A 12,662-nucleotide genomic window follows, 5' to 3' on the forward strand; every position below is an offset into this window, starting at 1 on the left:
TCGACTTCCCCTGCCCAGGGGCACGGCGCGACTCCACCGCGCGGCTGCATCCCGTCGAGAACAGGGAGCGAGGCCCGCCCGCCAACCCGCCGACCCAACACCTCGACCGGGGTGGCATCGCTCCCCCGCCGCCGGCATCCTCCCTGGCGCGCGGCGCTCCCCCACCCTCCGCGCGCACCACCGATGCCCTCCGCCCCCGAAGCGAGCCCCCCCGTCGCCCGCGACGACGCTGCCGCCGCGGCCGGCCGGCGGCGGCTGTGGACCGCGGTCACCCTGCTGTGGCTCGCGGCCCTGGGCGGGCGGCTGCTCGGTCTCGATTACCTATTGCCCCACGCGCCGGAGCCGGACGCCTACGTGGTGCAGCAGGCCCTGTGGATGCAGGCCCACGACGGGGCGCCGACCGAGGGCGTGGACGCGGTGGTGTGGCGCAAGTACCCGCACCTGTTGGCGCGGGTCTTGAGCGTCGCCCTGCCCGAAGCGGCGGCCCTGCCGCCCCTCGAGCCGTCCACGCTCCAGCAGCACCTCGACCAGGCCGCTCGGCCGTACGTCCTGGGGCGCGCCCTCTCGGCGCTGCTCGCCAGCTTGGCGGTGCCCCTGACGTTTCTGCTCGCGCGGCGTTTCGTCCGTCCGCGCGTGGCTCTGATCGCGGCAGCGCTGATGGGCACCAGCCTGCTGCACCTGTACCTGTCGCAGATGGCGCGCCCCCACGGGCCGGTGGCGACCTTCACCCTGGCCACGACTTGGCTCGCCGTGGAGTGGTACCGCCGGCCGCGGGCGAGCGTGGCGGTGGGAGCCTGCGTCGCCGCGGCCCTGGCGGTGGCGACGCTCCACAACGGCCTGGCCGCCCTGGCGCCGCTGGGGGTGGCGTGGGTTCTGACCCTGCGCCGCGACGGCCCGCGCGCCCTGCTGCCGGCGGCAGGCGTGCTGCTCGCGGTGGGGCTGGCGCTGTGGCTCGCCTACCCCTTCCTCGGAGAGCCGCCGCTCGAGGTCGACAGCGCGCTCGGGCTCGACGCCGAGGTCGTCGCGGCCGGGCACGAGGTGCAGCTCGACCGCTTCGGCGGTGGCGGGTTCGCGGTGATCGGGCGGGCCCTCGTCGACTACGACCCGGTGCTGCCCCTGCTGGCCGCGATCGGTCTCGCAGCGCTGGTGCTGCGCCGCGGCTGGACCACGGAACAGCTCGGGCGCGGGGTCGTCGTCGCCGGCTTCGGGCTGCCGTACCTGTTGGCCATCGGCCTGTACGACTTCAGCTTCGAGCGCTTCGCCCTGCCCCTGTGGCCGCTGCTCGCGGTGCTCGGCGCCCACGGATTGGCGAGCCTGGCGCAGGGCATCGGTCCGCGCGCCAAGTTCGCCCTGCCGTTCGTCGTCCTTGCGATCCCCGCGCTGCTCTGCGCGCGCAAGCTGCAACTGAACCTGAGGCCCGACACCTACGAACGGATCGCCGCGCGCGTCGAGCGCCGGCTGGATTCGACCGACGGGCTTCTGCTCGCGCATCCCCAGGGGTTCCTGCCCCTACCGCTGCTCGAGCGCGTCACGCGTGAGCGCTCCTGGTCGGGCTTGACGGTCCTGCCCTGGCGCGAACACCTGCTGTGCTATCCGCCCGCGACCGACGCCAACCCGATCCTGGTGCGCCAGGCCCCCAGTCGCTCGGAGCTCGACGCGCGCGGATGGCGCGCGCGCGACGGCACCGTCTCCCCCGCCATGCTGCAGGCCCTGATCGACCAACTCACCGGCGTCGAGGGCGAGTGGATCCTGACCGTCGACCTCAGGCGCGGTGCGCGGCGCGGCGGCCAGGAACAGGCGCTCGAGCGTTTCGCGCGGCTGGTCACCACCGAGTCGCCTTGGCGCGACGGCGACGACAGCGGCGCCGAGGTCGGCTACCAGGGCGAGAGCGCGCTGATGCGCCTGGTGCAGGGCGAGCGCCTGGGCCCCTGCCTGCGCCTGTGGGACCTGCCCTGAAGGCAAACGGCGGGCGGCCGACCGACGTAGACTTCGAAGCCGTGATCGCTCGTAACCACACCGCGCATCCGCGCCCGCTCGCCGTTGCCGCCCTGGCCGCCGCAGTGGCCTTGACCGCCTGCAGCCACGCGCCGAAAGGCCCGCGCGACGTGCTGCTGGTGACGATCGACACCCTGCGCGCGGACATGCTCTCGAGCTACGGGCACCCGCGGCGCTCCACGCCGAACCTGGACGCCCTGGCCGCCAGCGGCGCGCGCTTCGAGCGCCACTATTCCACGGCGCCGATGACCGGGCCGTCCCATGCGACGATGCTGACCGGGCTCTACTCGTCCGAGCACGGCCTGTTGCGGAACGGGAAGCTGTACCCGTCGGAGCCGCCCTGCCTGCCGGAGGAGCTGGCCGACGCGGGCTACCAGACCCTGGCGGTGGTCGGCTCGAAGGTGCTCGACGCGAAGTTCGGCATGGACCGCGGCTTCGACGTCTACGACGACGAGATCAACATCGAGGACGGCGAACGCCGCGGGCGGCCGGTCAGCGCCGAGCGCTATGCGTCCGAGGTGGTCGACACGGCCCTGGCCTATCTCGGCGAGATGTCCGAGTCGGAGCCGGTCTTCGCCTGGATCCACGTATTCGACCCCCATGCGCCGTTCGAGGCGCCGGTGGAGCTGCTGCCGCGCCGCAACGTGCAGGCCATCTTCGACGACCGCCTCGAGCCCTCGGAGCTCTTCGACCGCGCCCACCTGCTCAAGGCCTACATCGGCTACGAGTTGGAGATCGCCTACACCGACCAGGAGATCGGGCGCCTGCTCGAGGGCTGGAACGCGCGGGAGCGTGGGCGCGACAGCGTCGTATGCGTCACCTCCGACCACGGCGAGGGCATGGGCGAACACGGCTACATGGGGCACGGGCTGTACCTCTACGACGAGCAGTTGCACGTGCCGCTGATCCTGCGCGCGCGGGGCGTGTTCGAGCCCGGGCTGGTCGTGTCCGAACGCACCTCGGCGATCGACTTGGGAGCCACGCTCTTGGGGCTCTCTGGCGCCGTGGAAGAGGTTCGCCTGCCGGGTGGCGACCTGGCCGCCTTCGGGCGGGGCGAGGGCGGACCTCGCGACGTGGTCGCCGAGCGCCCGCTCTTCAGCGAGTGGGACCTCGACCAATCCCAGCGCCGCGCAGCCCTGGATCAATTCGACGACCGCGGCAACGCGCGCGGGACCCACGTGGCTTTGGTGGCGGACGACTGGAAGTACATCTGGAGCTCCGACGTGGGGCCGGAGCTATACGACCTGGTAGCCGATCCGCGCGAAGTCTCGAACGTCGCGGCCCAGGCCGAGCAGCGTCTGGGGGACCTGGCCGAGCGGTTCGACCTCTGGCGGCGCGCGCGGCAACCGGCCTTCGTGAACGAGGAGCTCGACGACGACGAGACGCTGAAGATGCTCGAGGAGTTGGGCTACCGCTGAGCGCGGAACACGGTGGTTTACCTGTAACCGCGCGGGCGCCCGAGCGTCCCTGGGGTGTGGGAACGGCGCTCAGACGACTGGACCGCGGCGGCAGATCCTGGCCCGCGGAGTTGGACACGATCGAAGGCGCGCCCGAGTGCCTGTGGGCGCGGGGGCGAGTGGAGCTGTTGGCGGGCGACGACTCCGCGCGCGGTGGGCCGCGGGTCGCGATCGTCGGCAGCCGTGGGCCGAGTCCCTACGGCCAGGACCAGGCGCGGCGCTTTTCGGCATGGCTCGCGGCGCGGGGCGCGACCATCGTCAGCGGCCTGGCGCGCGGCGTGGACTCGGTGGCCCACGCAGCGGCCTTGGACGTTGGGGGCGACACGATCGCGGTGCTCGGCTCGGGCGTGGACCGTCCCTGGCCGGCGGGGCCCCTGGCGGAGCGGGTGGCTTCGGAGGGTCTCTTGCTGTCGGAGTTCGAACCCGGCACCCCGCCGGCCAAGCACCACTTCCCCCAGCGCAATCGACTGATCTCCGGACTGTCCGCCGCAGTGGTCGTGATCGAGGGCGCCTTTCGCTCGGGCTCCTTGATCACGGCGCGCTGGGCGGCGGACCAGGGCCGCGAGGTCTTCGCCCTGCCCGGCCGGGTCGACCAGCCCCTGGCGCGCGGTTGCCATCGCCTGCTGCGCGAGGGCGCGGCCCTGGTCGAGGATCCCGGGGAGTTGGCCGAGATCCTGGGGCTGGGCGCGGCGCCCTGTCACGACGGCTCCGCGGACTCGGTCGCAGAGGTGCCCCTGTTGGCGGCCCTGCAGGGCGAGACGTCGACCGCCGGTGAGCTGGCCACGCGGCTCGCGAGACCGCTGAACGAGGTGCTGACCGATCTCGCGCTGCTGGAACTCGAAGGGCGCGTGGCGCGTGCGCCGGGCGGCCTCTACCGGCGCGTCGAACGTGGCCCCACCGATCGCGGCAGGAGTGCGCGTCGATGATGACGGCGATCGCTCGTCTGGGCAGCGTGCGCCGGCCGGTCAGCCGACGTACAGGCCCATCAGGACCAGGGCCGCGGCCAGTGCGATGCACGAGCCCACGAAGACCATGGCCCGCCGGGGCAGGTCGCGGAAGGCCCCGCGGTCGTCGGCGTGGCTCAGGAACGACGTCACCACGACGATCGGAAGGGTGCCGATGGCGAACAGCACGACGTAGGCGAGGTAGCCGATCACGCTGCGCTCTCCCCGATCTCGACCTCGGCGCTGCGGTGGCGGTTGCGATGCTTCTCGCGGTCGGCCACCGGATCGCGGCCGAGCAGCTTGGATTCCTGCCAGGCGAAGACGTCCATCAACACGACGGCGTTGAGCAGACCCGCCATGGCGCCGAAGGTCAGACCGAAGTCGATGTACGGCATCGAGCCGCTGACCGGCGGGCGACCGCTCACGAACTCCGTCAACACCGCGGGCAGACCGCACATCAACTGCGCGCCCCAGTAGTAGAAGTGCCGTTCGCGGCTGAGGTTCGCGCCCTCCGACAGGACCGTGCCCAAGGCGAAGAGGCCAATCAGCAGCACGGCGACGATCACGCCGCGAAGGACCCTGCCCTGGAGCAGGTGACCGAGGCCGGGCACAGCCCAACCGGCGACCACGAACACGGCCGGGGAGAGGCCCGGGCGACGCTCGGCGCCGGCGCGCGCGGAGAAGTGCGCGTCGACCATCAGCGCCATGTTCGCCAAGCCGCTGAGTGCCGCGAGCAGGGAGCCGATCCAGATCCCGCTGGGATAGGGATGGGGCACGTAGCCCGGGTCGCCGAACCCGTGGCTCCGCATCTGCCAGATCAGTCCACCCAGGTTGCCGACCTCGGGGGTCAAGGCGACCGAGAAGGCTCCGCGCAGCTCGGGGTCGAGGAACTCGAAGGTCATGCCCCCGGCCAGCTTGACGCCCAGCCAGTACATGCCGCCCACGACCACGAAGGCCACCACGCCCTGGGCCACGCGGCCCAGGTACAGGTGCCCCGCCCCCGGCAGGAACCAGGTCAGAAGGACGGCGACGAGGGGCTCGCCACCTGCTCTCGCATCACTTCGGGGGGCATCCATCGGCCGGGTTTTCTATCAGGGCTGGAGTTTGGGCGCCACGGAAGATCAGAGCGGCCGAGGATCGGAACAGCACGAGAACGGCGCTGCCGAGCGTCCCGATCGCACGGTGCCCCCCGAGCGCTGCGTACGATGCCCCCATGGACGGCACGAGCCCCGAATCGATCGAATTGCCCCACCGGCATCGGATCCGCGTGCGCTACGCGGAAACCGACCAGATGGGCCGGGTCCACCACGCCAACTACCTGCTCTACCTCGAGGAGGCGCGGACCACGATGATGGAACAGCTCGGCTGGCCCTACGACGAGCTCGAGCGCTCGGGCCTGGGCCTGGTGGTGCGAAGCACGGACCTGCGCTATCGCGCGGCGGGCTTCTACGGGGACAGGCTCGTGGTCGAGACCGTCGTGGCGTCGATCCGTGGCGCCTCGGTGGAGCTGTCCTACGCGGTGCGGCGGGAGTCGAACGGCGAGCGCCTCGCGACCGCCGGCACCCAGCTGGCCTGCGTGAACCTGCGGTCCGACCCGCCGGCGGTGCAGATGCTGCCGGAGGGGCTGAGGCGCGCCTTCGAGGCCTGCCGCGGCGAGCTCTGACCTGCCGCTGGAGTCCTGGATCAGAAATTCGGCGTCACTTCCCGGAGGTCCGATCGATGCTGGCTAGGCGCGCCGACGACGCGTATCCGCTGCGATACTCGGAGGAGGCGCTGGCGACGCCAGCGGCGATCGGAGCCCGGGAAGTAACGCCGAATTTCGGATCCAGGACACTAGGACCCCGTCAGGCCGGTTCCGGCGGGAAGTCGTTCGGGTCGAAGCTCGACCCGGAGAGTTCGAAGGAGGACTCGTCTTCTCGAGCCACTGCCGGCGCCCAGTCGCGCTCACCGATGGGCGCTCCACTGCGGGGCAGCACCGGCGGGAGGGACTCCAGAACCCGCATGGCGCAGGCCGGGCAGGCCTGCCCCCCCTCGATCTCGTTGAGGATCGGCGGGTCGCCGAGCGGCTGCTTGCAGGTGAAGCACACGGGTTCGCGGGAGGACTCCATCACGCGTGGCTATCGGCCGTGCTCGCGGGGTGCCTGAAGTCCGGCCCCCTCCGGCGCAGTCCCAGCCCCCGTCAGACCCGCTTCCGGGCGTCGGGCTCCCGGACCCCCGCGGGTCGTCCGCCGAGATCCGGACACCGGCCAGGACCAAAGCTCACGTCCAGGGGAGGTTTTCGTCGATTACCCCCCTCCCAAGCCGCCCAGGGGGCGTCATAATCCCCCGTCGAGCCGCTGCCCGGACCTTTCGGGTCGCACGCTCGCCCTGCCGCGTCCGCGGCTTTCTTTTGGCCCACAAATAGCACTGTTTTGGTGCTCTTTGCCGGCTGCAAGGGAGCCGAGGGCGGACCCGAGGCGGGGCGGCACGCCGACCCGCACGCCATGCTCCAACTCACCAAGCGCACCGAATACGGCCTGATCGCCCTGGTCCACCTGGCGGACCGGGGCGGTGAATTCGTGAGCGCGCGAGAGATCGGCGAGCACTACCCGGTGCCCAAGCGCCTCTTGGCCGAGGTGCTCAAGGACCTGGGACGAGCGAAGCTGGTCGAGTCCCAGCGCGGCGCCACCGGCGGCTACACCCTGTCGCGCCCCTCCGAGTCGATCTCCTTGGGCGAGATCATCGCGGCCGTCGAGGGTCGACCGACCCTGACCGGGTGCGAGGCCTTGGGCAGCTTCCAGGGCGGGTCCTGCGACGTCTCGCCGGTCTGCCCGATCAAGAGTCCGATCCAGCGCGTGCGCGTCGGCATCTGGGACCTGCTCCAGCGCACCACCCTGCACGACCTGGCCCACCCCAGCCCCCTGGCCTTGGGCGCGCTCTTGGATGCGCGCGAAGGCGGCGTGGGCGAAGGCGGCATCAGCGACGGCGGCATCAGCGACGGCGGCCGCGCCATGACCACCTCGAACGGGTCCAACACATACAAGCTCGACCCCGGCGCTGCCGCTACGGCGCGCGCCAGCCGGTCGAGGACGAACATCGCACAGGCTGGACGACTCCCCCTCGGGGCCGAGTCCTGAGCCACCTCCACTTGACCCCCTCAAACAGTCGACGCCAACGGATGCAGCTGCCCATCTACATGGACTACCAGGCCACGACCCCGGTCGATCCGCGGGTCCTGGAAGCCATGCTCCCCTTCTTCACACAGGCCTACGGCAACGCGGCCAGCCGCAACCACGCCTTCGGCTGGAAGGCCGAGGAAGCCGTGGACGCCGCCCGTGAAGCCTGCGCTTCGATCATCGGCGCCTCGTCCAAGGAGATCGTCTTCACCTCCGGGTCGACCGAGGCGATCAACCTGGCGATGAAGGGCGTGGCCGAGATGTACGGCCACAAGGGCAAGCACGTGATCACGTCGCTGGCCGAGCACAAGGCCGTGCTCGACACCGCCAAGCACCTCGAGAAGCAGGGCTTCGAGGTGACCTACCTCAAGCCCGACAAGAACGGCCGCACGACCGCCGCCGACGTGGCCGCCGCCCTGCGCGAGGACACGATCCTGGTCTCGATCATGTGGGCCAACAACGAGGTCGGCACGGTCAACGACGTGCGCGGCATCGGCGAGCTGTGCCACGAGAAGGGTGTGCTGTTCTTCACCGACGCCACCCAGGCCGTGGGCAAGATCCCGGTCGACGTGGCCGCCGACCACGTGGATCTCTTGTGCTTCTCGGGACACAAGATCTACGGACCCAAGGGCGTCGGTGCCCTCTACGTGCGCCGCCGCAACCCGCGCGTGCGCCTGGTGGCCCAGATGGACGGCGGCGGACACGAGCGCGGCATGCGCTCGGGCACGCTCAACGTCCCCGGCATTGCCGGTTTGGGCGAGGCCTGCCGCTTGGCCCAGGCCGAACTCGAGACCGAGGCCGCCCGCGCCATTGCCCTGCGCGAGCGCCTGCAGCAGAAGATCGAGGCGGAGCTCGACTTCGTGCACCTGAACGGCGACGCGGAGCACCGCCTGCCCGGCTGCCTCAACCTCTCCTTCAACTTCGTCGAGGGCGAGTCGCTGCTGATGGGCGTCAAGGACCTCGCGGTGTCTTCCGGCTCGGCCTGCACCTCGGCCAGCCTCGAGCCCAGCCACGTGCTGCGCTCGATGGACGTCGGCGACGACCTGGCCCACAGCTCGATCCGTTTCGGCCTGGGCCGCTTCACCACCGAGGAGGAGGTCGACTTCGCCGCCAGGCAGGTGATCGACACGGTCAAGCGCCTGCGCGAGATGTCGCCCCTCTACGAGATGGTCGTCGAAGAGGGCATCGACCTGTCCACCGTCAACTGGCAAGGCGGCCACTGAGCCCGGCGGCGAACGCCTCCAGACACGACCTGACCGTACACGGGTCTCGGCCGACACCACGACCGCAGTACCCACCGACCACACTCCCAACGGAAACCAGCGACACCACAGCCATGGCCTACAGCGACAAGGTCCTCGACCACTACAACAACCCGCGCAACGTCGGCGCCCTCGACAAGAAGTCGGAGAACGTCGGCACGGGCGTCGTCGGCGCGCCCGAGTGCGGCGACGTGATGAAGCTCCAGATCGAGGTCGACGGCGACCGCATCGTGGACGCCAAGTTCAAGACCTTCGGCTGCGGCTCGGCGATCGCCAGCTCGTCGCTCGCCACCGAATGGGTCAAGGGCAAGACCCTCGACGAGGCCCTCTCGATCTCCAACACCGAGATCGTCCAGGAGCTCTCGCTGCCCCCGGTCAAGATCCACTGCAGCGTCCTCGCCGAGGACGCGATCAAGGCTGCCGTCAACGACTTCAAGGCCAAGCGCGCCACAACCGCGCAGGAGCAGAGCGCCAAGTGATTACCGTCACCGATAGAGCCGTCGGCGAAGTCCGACGCATCGTCAGCGAGCAGAGCCTGCCCGAGACCACCGTCCTGCGGGTCGGCGTCAAGGGCGGGGGATGCTCGGGGTTCAGCTACACCCTGGGCTTCGACGACAAGACCGGCCCGGCCGATCAGATCTTCGAGTCCAACGGCGTCCGCGTCGCCGTGGATCCCAAGAGCTTCCTCTACTTGAGCGGCACCCAGATCGACTTCGAGGAGAGCCTGATGGGCCGCGGCTTCAAGTTCGGCAACCCGAACGCGTCGAAGAGCTGCGGCTGCGGCGAGTCCTTCTCGGTCTGAGCGAATCAAGGCCGATGTCAGAGCGCGACGCCGATGACCGCAGCCGGGCGGCGACCGAGCCGGCCTCCGGGGGCGAGCGCACGTCGCGGCCGGCTTCGTCGAGGTCGGCCTCGACGACGACTTGGACGCCGCAGTCCTGCTCGAGTTGCTCCGCGGACCTGATCAGCCCGCTGGTCTGCGCCGCGTGCCGGACGCCCCTGGTGGCCGAGCCGGCGCCAGGGCCGTTCGAGGTCTTCGGCTTCGAGCGGACCTTCGAGCTGGACGGGCGGACGCTGATGAAGCGGCTGCTGCAGCTCAGCAAGGCCCTGCACCCGGACTTCTACGCCGGCGCGGACCCGCAGGTTCGCTCCCTGGCCGAGCGCAGCACCGCGGAACTCAACGCCGCCCACAAGATCCTCGCCAACGACTACCGCCGGGCGGACTACCTGGTCCGCGCCCTCGGGGGCCCGACCTCCGAGGCCGACCGACAGATGCCCCAGGCCTTCCTGATGGAAGTCCTGGAGTGGAACGAGGCGCTCGAAGAGCTGCGCGCCGGCGAGGGCGCCGCCGACGGCCCCGAACAGTTGGCCAGCCAGTTGCGCGAGGCCCGCGACGAGGCCATGGACGCCCTGCGCGGACACCTCGTGCCCCTGCCCGCCGCGGGCGCTGCGGTCCTGGCCGACGCGCGACGCGACCTCAACGCGGTCCGCTACGTGGACCGCGCCCTCGAACAGCTCAGCGAGATCCGGCTCGGCCGCGCTTCCTCGCGCCGCTGACGCCCCGCCCCCTCTCCCCCCATGGCCTTCCTCGAACTCGACGTCCTCAACAACGCGCCCAAGGCGATCGTCGGCATCGACCTCGGCACGACCAACTCCCTCGCCGCGATCTTCCGGGAAGGCCGCGCAACGGTGCTGCGGCCCGAGGGCCACTCGGGCAGCGTGCCGTCGGCGATCTGGTTCGGCACCGAGGGCAAGGTGCTGGTCGGACGCGAGGCGCGCGAGCACGCCGTGGCCGAACCCGGCCGCGCGATCTTCTCGGCCAAGCGCTTCATGGGCCGCGGCCTGGCGGACTGCGGCGACGACCTGCGCCAGGTCCCTTTCGCCGCCGGCGAGAACGCCAACGGCGTGGTGCAGTTCGACGTGGACGGTCGCCCGTACACGCCCCAGGAGCTCTCCGCGCTGATCCTCAAGAAGGTCCAGTGGGTCGCGAGCCAGGCCCTGGGCGGCGCCCCCGTGGAGCGCGCCGTGATCACGGTCCCGGCCTACTTCGACGACACCCAGCGCCAGGCCACCCGCGACGCCGCGCGCCTGGCGGACATCGAGGTCGTGCGGATCATCAACGAGCCGACCGCCGCGTCCCTGGCCTACGGCCTGGACCAGCGCAAGGAGGGCACCGTCGCGGTCTATGACCTGGGCGGCGGGACCTTCGACGTGTCGATCCTCTCGATCGAGGACGGCGTCTTCCGCGTGCTGTCGACCTCCGGCGACACACACCTGGGCGGCGACGACCTGGACCGCACCCTGGTCGAGCTGGCCCTGACCGAGCTCGGCGACGCCCTACCCGCCGAGGCCCGCGAGGACCGCGCCTTCCTGCAGGCCGTGCGCCTGGCCTCCGAGCGCTGCAAGCACGAGCTGTCCAACCGGACCTCGGCCGAGCTGCACCTGGTCAGCCCCGAGTACGACCTGAACTGGCGCCGCGAGATCACGCGCGCGGAGTTCGAAGAGCGCGCCGCGCCCCTGATCGAGCGCACCCTGGACGCCTGCCGCCAGGCCCTGTCCGACGCCGGTCTGGGCGCCGACGCCATCGACGAGGTGGTCATGGTGGGCGGCTCGACCCGCGTGCCCGCGGTCAGGGCGCGCGTCGAGACCTTCTTCGGCAAGCGCCCCCACACCGAGCTCGACCCCGACCAAGTCGTGGCCCTGGGTGCCGCGGTTCAGGGCCACGTCCTGGCCGGCGGCACGCGCGACATCCTCCTGCTGGACGTCACGCCTCTCTCGCTCGGCATCGAGACCATGGGCGGCGCGGTCGACAAGGTCATCCAACGCAACTCGCCGGTGCCCTCCCAGGCCACGGCCGGGTTCACCACCTACGCCGACAACCAGACCGGGATCGACTTCAACATCGTCCAGGGCGAGCGCGAGCTGGCCGCCGATTGCCGCAGCCTGGGACGCTTCAAGCTGACCGGTATCCCGCCCATGCCGGCCGGGATGGCGCGCATCGCGGTGCGCTTCCAGATCGACGCCGACGGCATCCTCGAGGTCACCGCCAAGGAGGAATCCACCGGCGCTGCGTCGTCGATGGAAGTCCAGCCCATGAACGGCCTGACCGACGACCAGGTCGAGACCATGCTCCAGGCCTCCTACGACAACGCCAAGTCGGACTTCGACCAGCGGCGCGTGGCCGACCTGAAGGTCGAGCTGGGCACCATGCTGCACGCGGTCTCCACCCACCTCGACAAGGTCCGTGACGACCTCGATCCCGAGTCCCTGGCGGACATCGAGGAGGCCGCGGCCGAGGCCGAGGCGGTTCGCGCCGACGCTGGCGGCGACGTGGACGTGGCGCGGGCGCAGGCTGCCCGTGACGCCTTCGAGCGCGCGACCACGCCGATGGCGGCACTGCTGATGGATCGCGTCGCCAAGCAGGCCCTGGCCGGCAAGGCCCTGGGCGATGTTTGAGCCCGGTCGCGTCTGAGCCCGGTCGCGGGGGCCGCCTCCGAGCGCAGATCCCGCCCGCCCGGCCAAATCCTTCTCCAGCCGCTCCAGCCCGAATCGAGTAATGTCCGATACCGTCGATTGGTCAGACTTCAACGAGGTCGCCTACAGGCTCCACGAGTCGCGGCCCCAGACGGACCCCCTCACCGTCCGATTCACCGACTTGCACGATTGGATCTGCGCCCTCGACGGCTTCGTCGGGGACCCCAAGGCCAGCAACGAGAAGGTCCTCGAGGCCATCCAGATGGCCTGGCTGGACGAGCGCGAAGACTGACAGCTCCCCCTTAGCACATCGTGGCGGCCCCCCGCCGCGAAGGAACGATCCCCTGCCGGTGTGAAAACGCCCCGGTCGGGTCG

General features: G+C 70.9%; 14 protein-coding genes. 11 read left to right on the forward strand and 3 right to left on the reverse strand.

The genetic code is table 11. The annotated features are described in order from the left end of the window. Positions 1-183 precede the first annotated feature (183 nt). Genes Pla133_RS21250 through dprA form a run of 3 tightly spaced genes read left to right on the forward strand, consistent with a single transcriptional unit; the run spans position 184 to position 4,378 of the window. Entirely contained in the window at positions 184-1,956 is a 1,773-nt protein-coding gene (locus Pla133_RS21250) for a phospholipid carrier-dependent glycosyltransferase (RefSeq protein ID WP_145069008.1), read from the forward strand. Between the two features lie 41 nt (positions 1,957-1,997). Beyond that, entirely contained in the window at positions 1,998-3,413 is a 1,416-nt protein-coding gene (locus tag Pla133_RS21255; RefSeq protein ID WP_419191813.1) for a sulfatase family protein, read from the forward strand. 56 nt (positions 3,414-3,469) lie between these two features. After that, a complete protein-coding gene (gene dprA, locus Pla133_RS21260; RefSeq protein ID WP_419191814.1) occupies positions 3,470-4,378 on the forward strand; it encodes a DNA-processing protein DprA in 909 nt (302 codons plus the stop codon). A gap of 39 nt (positions 4,379-4,417) precedes the next feature. Here dprA and Pla133_RS21265 read toward each other — a convergent pair whose 3' ends face one another. Next, entirely contained in the window at positions 4,418-4,609 is a 192-nt protein-coding gene (locus Pla133_RS21265) for a hypothetical protein (protein WP_145069015.1), read from the reverse strand. Further along, a complete protein-coding gene (locus Pla133_RS21270) occupies positions 4,606-5,472 on the reverse strand; it encodes a DUF6677 family protein (RefSeq protein ID WP_145069017.1) in 867 nt (288 codons plus the stop codon). Before Pla133_RS21270 ends, Pla133_RS21265 begins: the two co-directional genes overlap by 4 nt. Positions 5,473-5,609: 137 nt before the next feature. On the opposite strand from Pla133_RS21270, the gene Pla133_RS21275 reads away from it, so the two are divergent. Further along, the gene (locus tag Pla133_RS21275; RefSeq protein WP_145069019.1) at positions 5,610-6,059 is read left to right on the forward strand and encodes an acyl-CoA thioesterase; all 450 of its coding nucleotides are present in this window, start codon (positions 5,610-5,612) and stop codon (positions 6,057-6,059) included. Positions 6,060-6,240: 181 nt separating this feature from the next. Here Pla133_RS21275 and Pla133_RS21280 read toward each other — a convergent pair whose 3' ends face one another. Beyond that, positions 6,241-6,504, reverse strand: a complete 264-nt coding sequence (locus tag Pla133_RS21280) for a hypothetical protein (protein ID WP_145069021.1) — start codon at positions 6,502-6,504, stop codon at positions 6,241-6,243. Positions 6,505-6,879: 375 nt separating this feature from the next. On the opposite strand from Pla133_RS21280, the gene Pla133_RS21285 reads away from it, so the two are divergent. From Pla133_RS21285 to iscX, 7 genes are all read left to right on the forward strand, one after another. Further along, positions 6,880-7,512: an RrF2 family transcriptional regulator gene (locus tag Pla133_RS21285; RefSeq protein WP_145069023.1), complete on the forward strand. Its 633-nt coding sequence runs from the start codon at positions 6,880-6,882 to the stop codon at positions 7,510-7,512. A 41-nt stretch (positions 7,513-7,553) separates the two neighbouring features. Further along, positions 7,554-8,774 (forward strand): IscS subfamily cysteine desulfurase, encoded by a 1,221-nt coding sequence (locus Pla133_RS21290; protein WP_145069025.1) that lies wholly within the window; start codon positions 7,554-7,556, stop codon positions 8,772-8,774. A 113-nt stretch (positions 8,775-8,887) separates the two neighbouring features. Further along, on the forward strand, positions 8,888-9,292 hold the full coding sequence (gene iscU / locus Pla133_RS21295; RefSeq protein WP_145069028.1) for a Fe-S cluster assembly scaffold IscU: 405 nt from the start codon (positions 8,888-8,890) through the stop codon (positions 9,290-9,292). Then, positions 9,289-9,615, forward strand: a complete 327-nt coding sequence (locus Pla133_RS21300) for a HesB/IscA family protein (protein WP_145069030.1) — start codon at positions 9,289-9,291, stop codon at positions 9,613-9,615. Before iscU ends, Pla133_RS21300 begins: the two co-directional genes overlap by 4 nt. Positions 9,616-9,629: 14 nt before the next feature. Beyond that, positions 9,630-10,370, forward strand: coding sequence for an iron-sulfur cluster co-chaperone HscB C-terminal domain-containing protein (locus tag Pla133_RS21305; RefSeq protein WP_145069032.1), 741 nt, complete (start codon positions 9,630-9,632; stop codon positions 10,368-10,370). Positions 10,371-10,391: 21 nt separating this feature from the next. Beyond that, a complete protein-coding gene (gene hscA, locus Pla133_RS21310; protein ID WP_145069034.1) occupies positions 10,392-12,269 on the forward strand; it encodes a Fe-S protein assembly chaperone HscA in 1,878 nt (625 codons plus the stop codon). Positions 12,270-12,369: 100 nt separating this feature from the next. Continuing rightward, the gene (gene iscX / locus Pla133_RS21315; protein WP_145069037.1) at positions 12,370-12,579 is read left to right on the forward strand and encodes a Fe-S cluster assembly protein IscX; all 210 of its coding nucleotides are present in this window, start codon (positions 12,370-12,372) and stop codon (positions 12,577-12,579) included. Positions 12,580-12,662: the final 83 nt, after the last annotated feature.

Origin of the sequence: Engelhardtia mirabilis, from assembly GCF_007748095.1 — a bacterium.
Classification (GTDB): domain Bacteria; phylum Planctomycetota; class UBA1135; order UBA1135.

Coding starts and splice junctions, on each gene's coding strand:
- iscU (WP_145069028.1), top strand. CDS start 8,888: ATGGCCTACAGCGACAAGGTCCTCGACCACTACAACAACCCGCGCAAC.
- Pla133_RS21280 (WP_145069021.1), bottom strand. CDS start 6,504: ATGGAGTCCTCCCGCGAACCCGTGTGCTTCACCTGCAAGCAGCCGCTC.
- iscX (WP_145069037.1), top strand. CDS start 12,370: ATGTCCGATACCGTCGATTGGTCAGACTTCAACGAGGTCGCCTACAGG.
- Pla133_RS21305 (WP_145069032.1), top strand. CDS start 9,630: ATGTCAGAGCGCGACGCCGATGACCGCAGCCGGGCGGCGACCGAGCCG.
- Pla133_RS21285 (WP_145069023.1), top strand. CDS start 6,880: ATGCTCCAACTCACCAAGCGCACCGAATACGGCCTGATCGCCCTGGTC.
- Pla133_RS21275 (WP_145069019.1), top strand. CDS start 5,610: ATGGACGGCACGAGCCCCGAATCGATCGAATTGCCCCACCGGCATCGG.
- Pla133_RS21290 (WP_145069025.1), top strand. CDS start 7,554: ATGCAGCTGCCCATCTACATGGACTACCAGGCCACGACCCCGGTCGAT.
- Pla133_RS21250 (WP_145069008.1), top strand. CDS start 184: ATGCCCTCCGCCCCCGAAGCGAGCCCCCCCGTCGCCCGCGACGACGCT.
- Pla133_RS21270 (WP_145069017.1), bottom strand. CDS start 5,472: ATGGATGCCCCCCGAAGTGATGCGAGAGCAGGTGGCGAGCCCCTCGTC.
- hscA (WP_145069034.1), top strand. CDS start 10,392: ATGGCCTTCCTCGAACTCGACGTCCTCAACAACGCGCCCAAGGCGATC.